The sequence below is a fragment of the Methanobrevibacter sp. genome (assembly GCF_051877095.1).
Lineage (GTDB): Archaea > Methanobacteriota > Methanobacteria > Methanobacteriales > Methanobacteriaceae > Methanocatella.
In genome coordinates this window covers 1-16,434 of sequence record NZ_JBJEIO010000001.1, presented here as the reverse complement: position 1 = coordinate 16,434, position 16,434 = coordinate 1, and the positions used below count along the sequence as shown (strand labels likewise).

Annotated in this window: 8 protein-coding genes and 2 pseudogenes; 3 read left to right on the top strand and 7 right to left on the bottom strand. The window is 30.6% G+C overall.

Annotated features, from left to right (window positions below; translation table 11 throughout):
• Window positions 1–48: 48 nt before the first annotated feature.
• From ACI389_RS00050 to ACI389_RS00035, 4 genes and pseudogenes are all read right to left on the bottom strand, one after another.
• Window positions 49–180, bottom strand: a pseudogene (locus ACI389_RS00050) (MarR family transcriptional regulator); the annotation flags it as partial.
• A gap of 239 nt (window positions 181–419) precedes the next feature.
• Window positions 420–566: a hypothetical protein gene (locus ACI389_RS00045; protein WP_439779524.1), complete on the bottom strand. Its 147-nt coding sequence runs from the start codon at window positions 564–566 to the stop codon at window positions 420–422.
• An 85-nt stretch (window positions 567–651) separates the two neighbouring features.
• Window positions 652–849, bottom strand: a complete 198-nt coding sequence (locus ACI389_RS00040) for an MATE family efflux transporter (protein WP_439779523.1) — start codon at window positions 847–849, stop codon at window positions 652–654.
• Window positions 827–1,633, bottom strand: a pseudogene (locus ACI389_RS00035) (MATE family efflux transporter). The gene ACI389_RS00040 and the pseudogene ACI389_RS00035 overlap by 23 nt, the downstream one beginning before the upstream one ends.
• 563 nt (window positions 1,634–2,196) lie before the next feature.
• Between ACI389_RS00035 and ACI389_RS00030 the strand changes: the two are divergent.
• The gene (locus ACI389_RS00030; protein WP_439779522.1) at window positions 2,197–3,144 is read left to right on the top strand and encodes a linear amide C-N hydrolase; all 948 of its coding nucleotides are present in this window, start codon (window positions 2,197–2,199) and stop codon (window positions 3,142–3,144) included.
• 168 nt (window positions 3,145–3,312) lie between these two features.
• Here the strand turns inward: ACI389_RS00030 and ACI389_RS00025 are convergent, their stop codons facing one another.
• On the bottom strand, window positions 3,313–3,639 hold the full coding sequence (locus ACI389_RS00025; protein ID WP_439779521.1) for a hypothetical protein: 327 nt from the start codon (window positions 3,637–3,639) through the stop codon (window positions 3,313–3,315).
• A gap of 267 nt (window positions 3,640–3,906) precedes the next feature.
• Between ACI389_RS00025 and ACI389_RS00020 the strand changes: the two genes are divergently transcribed.
• Together ACI389_RS00020 and ACI389_RS00015 are read left to right on the top strand one after the other, a co-directional pair.
• Window positions 3,907–4,473: a transposase gene (locus ACI389_RS00020; protein ID WP_439779520.1), complete on the top strand. Its 567-nt coding sequence runs from the start codon at window positions 3,907–3,909 to the stop codon at window positions 4,471–4,473.
• A gap of 639 nt (window positions 4,474–5,112) precedes the next feature.
• Complete coding sequence (locus ACI389_RS00015) at window positions 5,113–5,244, top strand: transposase (RefSeq protein ID WP_439779519.1); 132 nt, start codon at window positions 5,113–5,115, stop codon at window positions 5,242–5,244.
• 316 nt (window positions 5,245–5,560) lie between these two features.
• Here ACI389_RS00015 and ACI389_RS00010 read toward each other — a convergent pair whose 3' ends face one another.
• Together ACI389_RS00010 and ACI389_RS00005 are read right to left on the bottom strand one after the other, a co-directional pair.
• Window positions 5,561–15,880, bottom strand: coding sequence for an isopeptide-forming domain-containing fimbrial protein (locus ACI389_RS00010; protein WP_439779518.1), 10,320 nt, complete (start codon window positions 15,878–15,880; stop codon window positions 5,561–5,563).
• A 104-nt stretch (window positions 15,881–15,984) separates the two neighbouring features.
• Entirely contained in the window at window positions 15,985–16,299 is a 315-nt protein-coding gene (locus ACI389_RS00005) for a hypothetical protein (RefSeq protein WP_439779517.1), read from the bottom strand.
• Between the last annotated feature and the right edge of the window lie 135 nt (window positions 16,300–16,434).

Below are 16,434 nucleotides of genomic sequence, written 5' to 3'. Positions count from 1 at the left end.
TTTATTTCCTCTACAGCTTTTTGGCCTTTAGTAGTTAATATGATAATATTATTTTTTTTTATTATTATCATCATGAATTCTTTCGACAAATCCTTTATTTTCCAATTTATCAATATATCTGGTTATTGTACTTTGATTTCTATGGAATAGCCTAGCTAAATCTTTTTGAATTACATTTTCATGATTATATAAATTCTAAAGTCATATAATTATGAAAAGTTAAATTTAATTCATCAAATTTATCTAAACAAGCGATTTTAAAGCTTCTATCGATTATAGATATTAAAGAATCTAATGAATTATTATTTAACATCTCTTTATTAAACTGTGGTTTCATAATATTAAATCTAGTGTTTAATTATTTTTAAGTTTATCTAAATACCAATTAAAGTAGAAATAACTAAATATGGAAGATACAATCATCCAAGTATGATTCCTACATAAATTCCATAAACTCCGAAGTTTAATAGAATTCCCAATATATACGCAAAAATTGTTGATAATAAAAGATCTCTTAGAATAACTAAAGATAAAGAAGTAAATCCTTTTTGTGCTGATTGAAACATTGCGGTTGATGAAAGACCAAGTGGAACAAATATTATATAAATTCCAAATAATCTTATGATATTTGTTATTAAGTAACCTAATGATTTATCTCCATTTAATAATGTGAATAAGTATGAAATTTGGTTTGCAAAAATGAATAGGATAATAGCTTATGATTGAGATGGTTGTGGAAAATATAATTGAATATTTATATATGCTTTTAATTCTCTTATAATTTCCAGCTCCAAAATAATATCCGGAAATAGTTAAAATAGCTGCTTCAACTCCTATTGCAGGTATCATTCCTAAGGATAGTATTTTTCCAAGATCCTGTAAATGCTGCAACATGGATGTCTCCACCAGCTACTATTAACATCATATTAACAAATATAAATAGAAAACTCATTACAAACCCTTCTAAAATAGCTGGAATACTTAAAGATAGTATATTTTTTATATATTTCATATTAAATTTAAAATGAGACCATTTAGTTTGTAGGTATGTATCTTTCTTAACAAATAGCCAGTATATAACAACAATTGTTCCAATTAATGTGGATAGTATTGTTGCAGCACCAGCTCTCCAAATTCCAAAATTAAGGAAATATATTAAGAAGTAATCAAGAATTATATTCAAAACAAATCCAAAAATGGTAATATTTGATGCTTTTTTCATATCTCCTTCTGCTCTTAAAGATGAAATTGTTACAGTATTTAAAATTATTATAATACTTCCTGCAAATACTGTTTGAGCATAATCCATAGTAAGATCTATTACATATTCTGCTCCCATGATAATTAATAGTTCTTTAAGACCAAAAAATGCAAATACAACAGATTATTGAAATTATAAGGGATATTAAAATCCCATGCCAAAAGACATTATTTGCTTTTTCTTTTTCATTTGCTCCTATGTAATTGACATTATGCTTATCATTCCTGTACTTAAACCTTGTCCGATTGATATAATCAGCATATAAACTGGAGGAAATATTCCAATTGCTGTTAATGCATTTGCATTGATCCCTGCTACGAATAGGGTGTCTATTATATTATATAAAGAAATAGAAACCATTGAAAGGGTCATTGGATATAAAAAAAGAATGGAAAAACATTATTAAAATTCGCAAAAGTAAATTACTTAATCAAAGGCGTGGGGTAGAGTTCCTAAAACTTTATTTTTTGAAATTTTAAATGAGAATAGTATATTCTATATATTTTTTTAAGTAATGAAACTGGTAATTTTATTCAAACTGAAAAGTGTATGGCGTCCCTGTTTTGATTCAGGTTTTTGATGAGGATAATCAATTCATAAGCGAAAAAATTAAAGAGTTATATAATTTTATGATTTCTGAAGAATGGGTAGGTAATAACTCAACCATATAAATATGCTATTATCAACTTTTATGGTTTTACTGTATTCTCATTAATCTTTCAGTTTTAAATATTATTTGAGGTAATATTCGTTTTAAACTTAATATCCTCTAAGTACCCTTCAGACTTGATTTCTTATATTATATTCGTTTTAAATTAGGGTGAGGGGTAATTTTCCATAAACTTTAAATATGGAATGGTGAAATATTTAAAATTAGTCAGTATTCATTGAACTTTTTTTTATAAATATAAAAAAAATATTAATAGGATGAAAGAATGTTAGAATTATCAGAAGATAGAATGGAATCAATTAAAAGCATTAAAAAACTTACTGAATATAATGATTATAATCTTTATTCTATAGAAATAAAATATGATTATAATATCGATAAGGTAACTCCAATTGTCGAAGGAGAGATAAGTGATCAACAAATGATGGAATTAACCTTCGCAGATGCTCTTCCGGGAGTAGAATTGGAATTGGAAATTCCTAATTATGGATGTTCAGCATTTACAATGCCAAATGATGAAAAATTTTTATTTGGAAGGAACTATGATTTCTCTTTTGATTCATCAGCACTACTTGTAAGATGTAATCCTAAAAATGGATATAAATCAATAGGATTTGCAGCATTAAATCATATTTATAATAATGATCCCGAAATAAGCATGGGAACAAAAGCATTATGTTTAATTTCACCATATATCTGTTTAGATGGGATTAATGAAAAGGGGCTTGGAATAGCTGTATTGACACAAACAAGCAAACCAACAATTCAAAAAACTGGGAAACCTATTTTATTAACGACTGTATTAATTAGATTAATTTTAGATAAAGCTAAAACAACAGAAGAAGCGATAAAATTAATCAAACAATATGATATTTTATCTACGAGTGGGAGGGATTATCATTTCTATATAACAGATAAGACTGGGGATGGTAGAGTAGTGGAATTTGATCCTGAAAAAGAAGAAAGACCAATGGTTGTTACTAAATTTAAAGCTGCAACAAATTTCTATGGAATGTATATTGATAAAGTAAAACCAAATAGAGTAAATGGAATATATGGAAAAGGAAAAGAAAGGTATGACTCCATAATGGATGTAATAAATAATGGTGGAAATGGAATAACTGATGTATGGAAAGCATTAAAAGCATCAGCACAAGACCCAAACCTGAAGATATTGCAAGTAATACTCAATGGTCTATTGCATATGATTTAGACAAACTAGAATGTGAAATTGTATTAAGAAGGCATTGGGATGATATATTAAGGTTTAAATTAAATGAATAGTGTTAAATTAATTTTCAAGTGAGTTCTGGATATTACTTAAGATAATTTGATTTAAACCCAATGAAACGACTGAAGCAATAAAAACCTTAACTTTATTTCATTTGGTCATACTCTGAGTTAAACTTGGTGTTTTCTTCATTGCTGAATCAGGGTCTTCAATCAAATCTTCAATTTCTTTTATAATCTCATCTTCTGTGAATTCTTTATTTAATTGGTTCTCGAAATATTTCTCCCAATCACTATTTTTTCGGACATATCCATTAATTTGTTTATGGAAATGTCCACTATATGTTTTTACAGCATGCAATTCTTCCCAATTTAGAATAATTTTTCCCTGTATTTTTATTTGTTTTTTCTCCAATATAGTTCCTGCGATTGTACGTGCTCCTCTAATATTTTGATTATCTAAAAAGAATGAGTCCATATCAATTTCAGGAACTGGATTTATAGGTTTGAATAATAATTTTTCGTACTCATACGTTTAAAACGAATATTATCTTAAGTAATATTCAGAACTTAATCAGACCATGTTGGTGCCTATGGACTTGAGGAAATTGATTCCAAAAGACCATCCATGTTATTTTATTAAAAATGTGGCTGATCATATTGATTGTTCCAAAGCAAACCGTGAGTTTGCTGATACGCTGGAGAATTTGCTTATCTTCGTGAATTATTGCTTAGGCTAGTTTTGATGAGTGTTTTTGATGGAAGATTATTATCACGTGAGATTGAGCGAAGAACTCAAACAGATGTTGGTTATATGTATTTAGCAGGCATGCAGCATCCTAGTTATCGTACAATTTTGAGATTTAAGTGTGATTATTCTGATCTGATTGATGAAGCTTTTAAAATGACTATAAAAATTGCAACCGAAGAAGAATTAGTTAAAATTCATCATGTAAGTGTTGATGGGACTAAAATAAAAGCAAAAACATCAATTAACAAATTGACAAACGAACAGCAATTAAAAATAATGAAACAACATCTTGAAAAAAGCATTAAACTAGACGAAGAAGAAGATGAAGAATTAGGTGAAGAATCCGGGAATTCTGTTCCAGAAACATCAACTAATGAAGAAAAATTCAAAGAAGTCTTTGAAAAAGTCAATAAATCTTCCAAAGATGATAGAAACAAAGATAAATTAAGAGCTTCCAGTAAAAAGCTCTTAAAACAAGCAGAAGAAAACCCAGAAAAAATTCTCAAAAAGGTCGAAACGCTTGAAGAAAAACTCAATGAATCTAAAAAAAGACGTTATTAGCATAAATGACCCTGATGCAAGGTTTATGAAGAATAAAAAAGGACGATGGGAATTTGATTACAATGCACAAATCGCAGTAGACGAACACAAATGAATAATAATCGCATCACACATTACCAATAATCCAAGCGATCATCACGAACTTATTCCAGAAATAGAAGAAGTAAAATCAAATTTAAGCGAAATATACAACGAAATACTGTCTAATTTCCAAGTAAGTGCTGATAATGGATATTCCACAGACATCAACACTGAATATCTCGAACAAGAAGGTTTAGATGGTTACATATCTTCACGAAAATTCTCAAGAAAAGAAAAGAAATACAATTTAACCGAAAAACCATTTTCCAAAGATAATTTTAATTACGATAACGAAATCAAGACATATATTTGTCCATTAGGACAACCATTATACTGTGTGAAAGAATATGAATACAAAAACAAGCCAAGAATTACTTATTGGACAAAAGAATGTAAGTCATGTTCAGTACAAGAGCATTGCGTAAAAAGTCAACGATATAAAACGATTAGCGATTATGGAAATCCCTCCAAAATAAGAATGCAACGGAAAATGGAAACTTCTGAAGCGCAAGAAATCTACAAATAAGATCAAAAACAGCAGAATTGCCATTTGCAAACATGAAACAAAACATGCACTTAACAAAATTCACAACAACAGGATTAAAACAAGTAAATGCTGAATTCAAACTATATGCAATCGGACATAACCTAAAAAGAATCTATAATGAAATAAACATGAAAAATAACTAAAAAAATAAGAAACAAACAAAATTTTTCTAAAAATAGAAATTAGTTAAATTTTGCGTCCCATCTTCAATTTTAAAGAATAGAATATGAATCTCGAAGCAAGGAATTTGCTGCTGAAATTCCAATCATGATGGAATTAAATAGATTTGAATACCGTCCGATAATTTACCAGCATATGTGTTAAAGCAACCAAAAAAATCGAATGCATATTCAATATTTAAAACTTAAAGAATGAAAAAAGTAAAAATTAATAGATGAAACTAGTTCAGCTAAAAAATAAATAAAAAAAATAAGGATTTTATAAAAAAATCCTTTGAATTTATTTTCTCTTTCTAGAAACACCAAATCCGAAAATTGCAAAGACTAAAACAACTAACAATGCAAATATTGGATTTCCTGCTTTTGGCATTGTTTCAGCACCAGGTGTACCTTGACCTGCAGGATCAGGAACCGGAGATGGAATAGGATTTACAGTAATTGAAATATTATTATAATTATTGGACATATTTAAGTCAACTGTACTTCCATTTACAAATACTTCATTAGATATTGCCCCAGTTTTTAAAACAATAGAAGTAATTTCTAATGTAGCAGTGCTTCCATTAGTTAAATTGCCAATTTTCCAAATACCTGTTGTTGGATTATATGTTCCTACACTTGATTTATATGAAACAAATTTAAGAGCATCGGATAATTTATCAACTGCATAAACACCTAATGCTGTATCCGGACCATTGTTTTTAACAATTATGGTGTAAATTATCTTATCTCCAACAGTCACTGTTTTGACATTTACTATTTTTACAACAGATAAATCTGCTGTTTGAGGAACAGTAATATTTACAGTTGCATTGTTGTTGGTTAAGTTAGGGTCATAACCGGTTCCGTTTACACTTACATTGTTTTGGATGAATCCTGTTTTAACTATTTTTACAGTAATAACCAGTCTGGCTGTTTCATTGTTGGTTAAGTTACCTACTGCCCAAATACTGTTTGTTAAATCGTAATGTCCTTTAGAAGCATCAGCTGAAATGAATTTGAGATTGTCTGCCAATACTTCAGATACCCTGATGTTTGTTGAGTTATCAGGACCATTGTTTCTTACAGTTATTGTGTAAGTTATTTTATCTCCATAATTCGGAGAGGTGTTGTTTACTGTTTTAATAATTTCAATATCTGCAATGTTTACATGTATTGAAGTATTTGAAGTGTTTCCTTCAGGATGTTCATCACTAGCAACAGTTACAGAGTTGAAAATGTCTTGGCCTGTTGTATTTAGGATTGGAGCATAAATATCTACAATTGCCTGATTGCCTGTAAGCATATTTCCCAGAGAGATGATTTGGGCGTAGTTAGTTAAATCGCCGCCATTAATTCTATATGTTGCAGAATCAACATCTAACAAATTAGCATCTAAAATGTCCTCCAGTTTGACATTTAATGAATCTGAAGACCCACCGGCAGTTACAGTTATGATGAAATGTGCTGTATCTCCAGGGTTAAGTGCTTTAATTTCAGCATCTTTAACTACAATCAAAGTAGTATCAGCTATTGCATTAACTGTTTCATCATCGCTAAAGTTGCCTCTGGCATCGTCAACACTGGTGGTAATAGTAACTGTATTTAAAATATCCCCACGAGCAGATCCGTTAACTTTAGCTTTGAAATGGACTGTCATGTCAGTTCCGGAGTTGATAGTTCCCAGGTTAATAGCTTCACTGTAGTCAAACCAATCTTCACCATTTAAGGAATATTTGACATTAAGTAATTCCTTGGTGTTGAATATGTCTTTTAATATTACATCAGATGCATCGGAAGGACCATAATTTGTTACAACAACTGTGTAACCTACATTTTCACCAGCCACAATAACTGTTTGGTTTGCGACTTTTGCTATGTTCATCAATACTGATTCAGGAACGGTTACGGTAGCAGAATCATTATTGTTGGTTGAGTTGTTGTCATGTCCGGTTCCAGTAACATTGACATTATTTGTAATGTTTCCTATTTTAATAACCTGTACAGTGATTTTTAAAGTAGCACTTTCTTGGCTGTTCAAATCACCAATAAACCAGGCACCTGTAACTGGATCATAATTGCCGTCAGTTCTAATGAATTTCACACCGTCAGGCAACAAATCACGGACAGCAACATTAAATGACATGTCAGGGCCCTTGTTGATTACAGTAATTGTGTATTCAATGTTTTCCAGATACTTAGGATTGGTGTTGTTTGAAGTCTTCTCAACGCTTAAATCAACGATTCTTACATGAATGGTAGTGCTGGAGGTACTGCCTTCAGGATGCTCATCACTGGTAACATTAGCTAAGTTGAAAATGTCCTTATCGGCAGTACTTAAAACTTTAACCCAAATGTCCACAGTTAGTGTTGTACCTGTAGGCATATTTCCTAAATCAAAACTTCCAGTCCACATACCGTTATCTACACCATTAATGGAATAATGGGCTTCATTAACATCAAGCAATTCATTATTTAAAATATCTTTTAAGTTTACATTTAATGAATCAGATGACCCCTCAGCAGTTACGGTAATAATGAAGTGTGCTGTATCGCCAGGATTTAACTCTTTGATTTCAGCATATTTGACTACTGTTAATGTAGTATCGGCAATTACATTAACTGTTTCATCATCACTGAATTTACCTCTTGCATCCTCAACACTGGTGGCAATATTCACTGTATTTAAAACATCTCCACGGGCAGAAGCATTGACTTTTGATTTAAAGTACAAAGTCATATAATCATTTGCACCAATATCTCCCAGATTAATAGCCCCAGTATAATCCAACCAGTCGTTGCCGTTTAATGAATATTGCAATCCAATTAAATCCTTAGGATTGTAAATGTCTTTTAGAACAACATCTTTAGCTAGTGAAGGACCCTTATTAGTAACAGTAACAGTATATGCAACACTTTCACCAGCAACAATTTCATTGGAATTGGCTATCTTGGCAACATCTAAAATAACACATTCCTGAACATTTACTGTTGCAGAATCATTATTGTTGGTTAAGTTTGTGTCATGTCCGGTTCCAGTAACATTGACATTATTTGTAATCTTGCCTACATCAATAATTTGAGCAATGATTTTTAAAGTTGCACTTTCTTTACTGTTTAAATCACCGATAAACCAAACACCAGTATCATAATCATATTCACCATCAGTGCTGATGAATTTCACTCCAACAGGCAGCAAATCACGAACAGTAACATTGAATGACATGTCAGGACCGTCATTTGTTACAGTAATTGTGTATTCAATATTTTCCAAATATTTTGGATTGGCATTATTTGAATCCTTGCTTACACTTAAATCAACAATTCTTACATGAATGATAGTATGTGATTCAATGCCTTCCGGATGTTCATCACTGGTAACGCTGGCCAAGTTGAAAATGTCCTTATCGGCTGTGCTTAAAACTTTAACCCAAATATCAACAACAACACTTGTTCCTGTAGAAATTTTTCCTAAATAAACATTGCCATTAAAATCATTTAAATTACCTCCATTTATGGAGTATTTAGCTGAATTTATGTCCAATAATTTATTATCCAAAATATCTCTCAAGTATACCTCTAATGAGTCAGACAATCCTCCGGCAGTAACAGTTATAATGAAATGGGCTGTATCGCCAGGATTTAACTCTTTTGTTTCAGCATCTTTAACTACAACCAGAGTAGTGTCATATTTTACTTCAACAGTAACATCATCTTCCAATTTACTATTTTCTGTTAATTTAGTAGTTGAGTTGATAACTGCATTATTTAAGATATTTCCACGTTTATCAGCCGGAATTACTCCTCTGAAGTATATTGTTTTACTTTCACCATCAGTTAGAAGACCAATGTTTATAGCCTCATTATAATCATGCCATACTTGACCATCAAATGAATATTTCATATCAGTTAATTCAGTGGCATTGAATTCATCTTTTAAAAATACTTCACGTGCATATGACGGTCCATTATTAGTAATTACTACTTCATACATAATATTTGAACCGGCAATAGCTGAAGTTGTGTTAATTTTAGCAACATATAATTCGGTCAATGCAATAACATTTTTAATGTTTGTAGCTTCATTATCACTTAAGTCCAATTCACCGGTAGTGGTGTTGACTCTAACTGTGTTGTTTAATATTTCACCGTCAGCAGCACCGGCGTCTAAGTGTCCTCTAATATATACGGTTTTAGACTCTCCGGAATTAATGCTGCCTAAATCAATAGGATTATTGTAAACATTCCAAATTTCACCATCAAAGGAGTATTCTAAATTAGTTAAATAATCTGAATAATAATATTCATTTAATTTGACGTTTTGAGCTTTATCCAGTCCGTTATTTGCAACAATAATTGTGTAAACAATGTCATTTCCAGCTATTGCTTCAATTTCAGTAGTTTTGCTTACACTAAGTTCAGCTTCAGTAACACGAATGCTGGTGGATGCAGAATCGCTATAAGTTCTATTATTTGATTCATTGATTGAATAATACACAATATTGGCCGTATTTTTAAATGATTTGCCTATTGGAGATTCTATAATTCCTCCTTGTGTATAATTAACAAATGAAACAACAAATTTAAAAGTAAATTCATCGCCTGCAGTTAAGTTAAGACCATCAATAATGAAGTTTCCTGACTCTTCATCAAATTCAACAACCCAACCTTCTGATTTGGAACTTGAATTAATACCTGTGTATTTTAAACCAGACGGCAATACATCACGAATACTGATGCTGTAAGCTGCTCCTGATCCAATGTTTCTAATAGTAATTGTATAAGTTGCATTTTCATAGTATTCATAGATTGTCTTATCTGAAGTTTTGGAAATTTTTATTTCAGGCTCAACTATTTTAACATCAGCATCAGCACTGCCTACTTTTGTATTGTTTAAATATAATTCAGCATGATTGTTTTTAAATGCCTGTGCTTTGTTGGATGAATCATTTAAGACTACAGCAGATAAATTAAATATAATATTGTTCGGATGTTTTAAAGATGAAGTGTTACCGAAGTTTATAGTTAGAATGTTTCCATCTACCTCAACACCACTAATTACTGTGCCGTTTGATAAAATGACTGAATCTTCAAGGTATTCGAATCCTGTTGGAAGGATGTCTTTAACTTGTAAATTAGTGTAGTTACCTTTAGGCAGCACTACTGTAATTTGGTATGTTACATTTTCACCGATGGTCGGTGTAAACTTGTCGCCGTCATTATTGTCCAGTGTAGTTTCAATTACCAGTTTAGTAATAGTAGGCATTTTAGTTTTTAATGTATCTTCACTATAATTATAATAATTTCTACCATGGTCAGGTGCTGAAAATCCAACAACCTCAGCAGTATTTACATATTGGCTTCCGATTTGAATGTCTGATCTTACAATAAATGAATATTTTACATGAATTGCATTTCCAGGATTTATTTTGGCTACATCAATTTCAACATGAGGCCATATCCATTTGATTTTAGCATCAACCGGTTCGCCATTTGCATCAGTTACTTTGATATCTACATTATCGGCACTTGGTATTTGACCAATAAATAAATCAAGCCCATCTAACTCATCAATGATAGTTACATTAAATAATGAGGATTTGCCGTTGTTTTTGACAACTACGTCAAATGAAACATGGTCTTGACCTTCAACTTCAGTTACATTGAATTTTTTAGTAATGTCAGTTGTAGGCTCAACAATTATGACTTTTGCACTGGATTTATCAATGTTTTTATCATTTAGGAATAAATCTGCATTATTAACTTTTATGGCTCCTGCTATATTTGTTTGGTCAAATATTGTAGCCCTGGCAGTTAAATTAATGGATAAAATGCCATCTGCAAAGTCACTGGAGTGAACATTGCTAATTGTAATAGTTATAATGTTATTAGTCACATTTATTGTCCAGTCACTACCATTTACTAATTTGGTGCCATTTGCATAAAATGCACTTCCAACAATGTATTCAAATCCTTGAGGTAAAGTATCCTTAATTACTAATTTTGTATAATTACCTGTCGGCAAAGTTACATTAATGCCGTAAGTTATATTTTCACCAATAGTTACATAATCCTTATTGTGACCAATAGATGTGTCAATAACCCATTTGGCAACAGCAGGAAGTTCGGTAGTGAAACTATCTCTTGCCGCATTAGTATAATTTCTACCTTCAGATAGTGCAGAATAACCTATTACATTAGCTACGTTAATATAAGTGCTACCTATAACTACATCTTCCCTTATTTTAAAGGTAAATCTGTAAGTTAATGATTTGCCCATATCAAGTTCTGCAATATTTATGCTTGCAGTATTGTTGTTCCATGTTGGAGTTACAATAATTTCATTTGAGGTAACATCAATACTACCATTGACAAACTTATTAATTAAATCACTTAAATCATCGCTGATTGTTATGTTGAATAATGGGGATTTGCCATTGTTGGTTATGGTAATGTCAAAGTATATTTCATCCCCACCAACAACTGTCTCTACATTAAATTTTTTAGTGATATCCACTTTAGGTTCAACAACGGTGACTGAGGCATCAGATACTGATTCATGTCCATTCCAAGTAAGTGATGCTTTATTAGTTTTAACAGCACCTGCTTTGTTATTGTTAACATTTAATACTGTAGCATTTAAAAATACTTGGAATTTGCCACCATATTCTTTAATAATTTCATATGCAAATTCAGAAGTGAATGTCAGTTTTATTATGTTTTCATTTACAGTTACTGTATAATCTCCGCCTTCAATTGCTTTATTCTGACTATTTCCTTTGTAAACTGCAATTGTGCCGCCATTGTATTTAAAACCTTCCGGAAGAATGTCTTTAACTTCCAAAGTATTGTATTTTCCAACAGGCAATATCGCAGTTATATTGTAAGTTACATTTTCGCCAATAGTTACCTTATCCTTACCGTTTGCAATAGTTGTGTTAAATACTGTTTTATTTACCTTTGCATCATAAGTATATAAAGTACTGGTTGCTTGGTTAGAATAATTTCTTTTTTCATCGAATTTGGTTTCATTGAAAATAGAATAATATTCTACTTTGGCCATATTTTTAAATTCTTTACCGATAACAACATCATTTTTTACATTGAATGTGAATTTGACAATAACTCTTTTGCCGGCTAAAAGTTCGCCAACATTAAATCTGGCCACGTCTTTATTCCAGTTGAAAATGATTTTACCGCTTTCATTACCTTCAAGTACAGTTGCCTCAATATCATTTCTACTATTTACAAAGGTTTTGATAAATTCTGTTAAATCATCTGTAATGGTAGTATTGTAAGCAGTACCTTTACCATTGTTATTAATGGTGATTGTGAAACTGGATCCGTCTCCGCCTTGAACAGTATTAGGTTCGAATATCTTATTTATGTCTATTTTGGGTTGATATACATCAACATTGACAGTATTTGAAGTTACTGTATTATCAGTCCAGCTAATACTTGCATGGTTGCTGGTTGTTGCACTGGTTGCAGTGGCAGGAATAATATCTTCATTATTGACAACAGCATAATATGCCTTAATGATTAATTGGTTATTCTTAGCATATGCAGGTACAATATCTCCATTAAAGTTAATGGTTAAATAACTTCTTTCAGGGTGAGTGGTACTTGGAGTGTAGGTTACTGCATATTCATATTCAGGAACAACAAGACCATCACTGGTAGTTATTGTAAAGTTTGTATACTTGATTCCGTATGAGTTATCTTTGATAACTAAGTTTGGAACTCTTAAATCCGGCAAGTTAACTGTGATTTCATAAATTCCAATTTCGCCAACAAATAATACATTCTTATTGTCAGTAACATTGGATCCGATAAATTCTTTTGTAATTTCTAATCCTTTAGCCATGATTGTTGCATTGTCCCTGTACTTTTCCCTGTTTGTTACAAAGTTTGTACCTTTAGGAAATGCTGCAAAGTTTGTAATCCATACATTGTTAATAATACTTTCTTTTGGAATCAGATATTCATTAAATCTAGCAGTATATACAATGCTGCAAGATGTGTTTTTAGCTAATTGAGCTATCATATATCCTTTTGTGAATAATTCATCTTTAAAGTCAGTAATATCAACAACAGTTCCATTTGAGTAAACTAAACTAACAGATTTAACATCCGCTTTTGTAATTCTGCCAGATGTTGTTGAATTGACAAAATCATCTGCTACAAGTATATTGTAAGCATCAGAATGTCCTATATTAGTTATAGTTATATTATATTTAACATCAGTTGCATTTTCAATATTTTCTAAAATTTTTGTATCATTTACATTTTTTGTAATTTTTAATTCCGGTTCATTAGTAAGCATTAATACAATATTTGAACCTACATATACCTCTTCAACAGAATCTTTAAATTTCATTTCAGCAAGATTAACCAGATTAAGCTGGTCTGCCATAGGTTCTGAGGATACCTGAACTGTAAACCATAATCTTATATCTACCGGATTAGCAAGGTTATCTAATGTGTCTCCAAAATCAAATGAAATTGCATTATTTGCAGTATCCACATTAATTTTAGGAATAATGACTTTACCGGTTTTTTCATGGTATAAAAATCCACTATTGTTTGCATAAGACCAATATCCGACTTTAGGAAGTATTCCTGTAGTGGAATTAACAGGATTGAATCCGTTTATATTAAATAATGGTATTGGTAAAAAGTCAGTGACAATAAAATCATTTACAGAACCTGTAGGGAAATGAATATCCAATACGAAAGTTATGTTCTGACCAGGATAAACTTTATAAAAATCAGCGGAATTTATAACCTCCCCATCAACTGCAATAATATCCTTCCTAAGTGAAACGCTCGGGACTATTAAGTCTGTACGGCTGTTATCAGAAACCTTATTGGCTGTATTTAATAAAGTAGCTGATGTTTCAATGGTATTAATAACCAAATCGTTTGATACAACAGAAGATCCATTTGAATAACGAATAATAACTTTTGTAACAAATTTTAAAGATCCTACCATTGCACCTTCATTAACACTTCTATTTGTATAGTATCCTCCAATTAGGCTTGTACCAATATTGTTATCCTTTAAGAATTTTGAAATATAAAATGTAACTGATTTATCAACATTTTCTAAAGAAACGATACTATAATAATCTTCATTTAATTCATATGTTTTTCCATAAATAGATAAAACAGGTTTATTATCAGTTAAGAATTTTTGAGCTGAACCTACTTTATGAGTATCAAATTTATCTTTAATCACTAAATTATCAAAAGCAAAATAATCAGAAATCTCAAAATCAATTGTATAAGTAATTAAATTATAAGGAACAACAGAAAATGCATCAGTATTTAAAATTTCTGCATATTTTTGTGTAGCTAATGATTTTAAAAATACATTATAGCTATCTGAAGCATCATAAGTATTATTTGCATAAGTATAATCTATTCTTGCAGTATTTGTAGCAGTAGTGCCTATGCCAGTTTCAGAATCAATAATTGTAATGTTATTAGATGTACTATTATCAAATTCCGGAGCATATGCTTTATATTTCAAACTAAGACTTACACTATTTAAATCTCCAATAGCCTTTTTTAATTTTAAAATTATTTTTCCGCCGGTTTTCTTACCGTCGGGTTCTTCAATAGTATATAAACTAGGGTCTATAATCCTTCCTTTAGAGTCATATAAAACTGGACTGCCCAAATACATTATAGTAGATGGAAGCACATCAGTAATTGTAATATTTTCAATTTTTGCACCATTAGCTATGTTAATATTAATATTATACTCAAATGGGAAATTTGAACCTGTAGCAGTTTCATCTTCATGAAGGTTTGAATCTTTATCTATTTTAACAACAACTGGATTTACCCATCCAGTGACGGTTTTTCCATAAATTGGAGGATAATTCACCGGGTCATCAAGAGGACTATTTCCATACCTGAATACCGGAGTAACAGTAAAATTAAGTAATTTTCCTATTTCTAAAGCTCCAATGCTTGTAGTAATATCTAAAATCGCACTAGGTGCATCAACTGTAAAACTACCTAATGGATACTGAAGAATATAAAATGTACTGTTTAGTGAACCATGAACTTCTTTGTTAGTGAATGGATCAATTAAGGTATATAAACCAGTTTTAGGATTATAAGTACTCTTATCAAAGACTCCAACTTTTATTGGAACAATGTTTCTATCAGAATATGAAGCTGTGAATTGTGTTAATTCATTGGGAGTTATTAACTGGATATAAGGTTGAAATCCAGTAGCATCACCCAAATTATTAAATATCATTTGGAAGTTAAATGATTCATTGATAAATACGTCTGCAGGATTAGTTGAAGACATGTCTTTGTTATTTTCGTCTTTTAAACTAATATCTGGAATAGACGTAGGGTCATTTTTAGAATCTCCCATATCATCTACAGAAGCATCTTCAATAACTTCCTCACCATTATTACTTGTGGTTAGACCTGAAGGTCCATTAACATTTTCAACCGCGGTTGTATCGCTAATAGCTGAACCTTCATCAATCTTAACACCAGAAATGTCAAGCGAATCGGCATCACAAGCACCATAAACTGAACCACAAAATATAAACAATAAACTAAGTATCGTTAATACTTTAAAATAATTCATATTTACGCCATATTTCATATAAAAACCTCGACATGTACAATTAACAATTGTATAATTTTATATTACATTTTTAAGGATATATATATTATATACTTTAGGCTCTTTCAAAAACTTGTGTGATTTTTTTCTTTTTCATTGTTTAAATTCCAATAATTTAGTTTTAGCATGAATCTGGCTAGAAGTCCTTGTTCTATTTTCATTGTTCTTTTTATGTGTTTTGAGAATACTTTTTGGAAGATATTTTCGATTTTATTGTTTGTTGATGGGATGTTCGTGTTTTCCAGGTGTGTCGTTAATTTTTTGAAGTAAAAAATGACAAATTTCCAAAGAATTTTGTTTGTGAACTTGTTTTTTGTATATTTTTTGTTTATTAATTCGTTTCTAAGTTCTTTAGCAGTATTTAAATCTTTTGCATCCAATATTTTATAAATGTCCTGTTTTAGTTTAAAACGAATATTATCTTAAGTAATATTCAGAACGTAATTTACAAAATAATTAGAAAATCAATTACTCCAAGATATAAAAACTTCATTCATCACTTAAAAGATAAACGA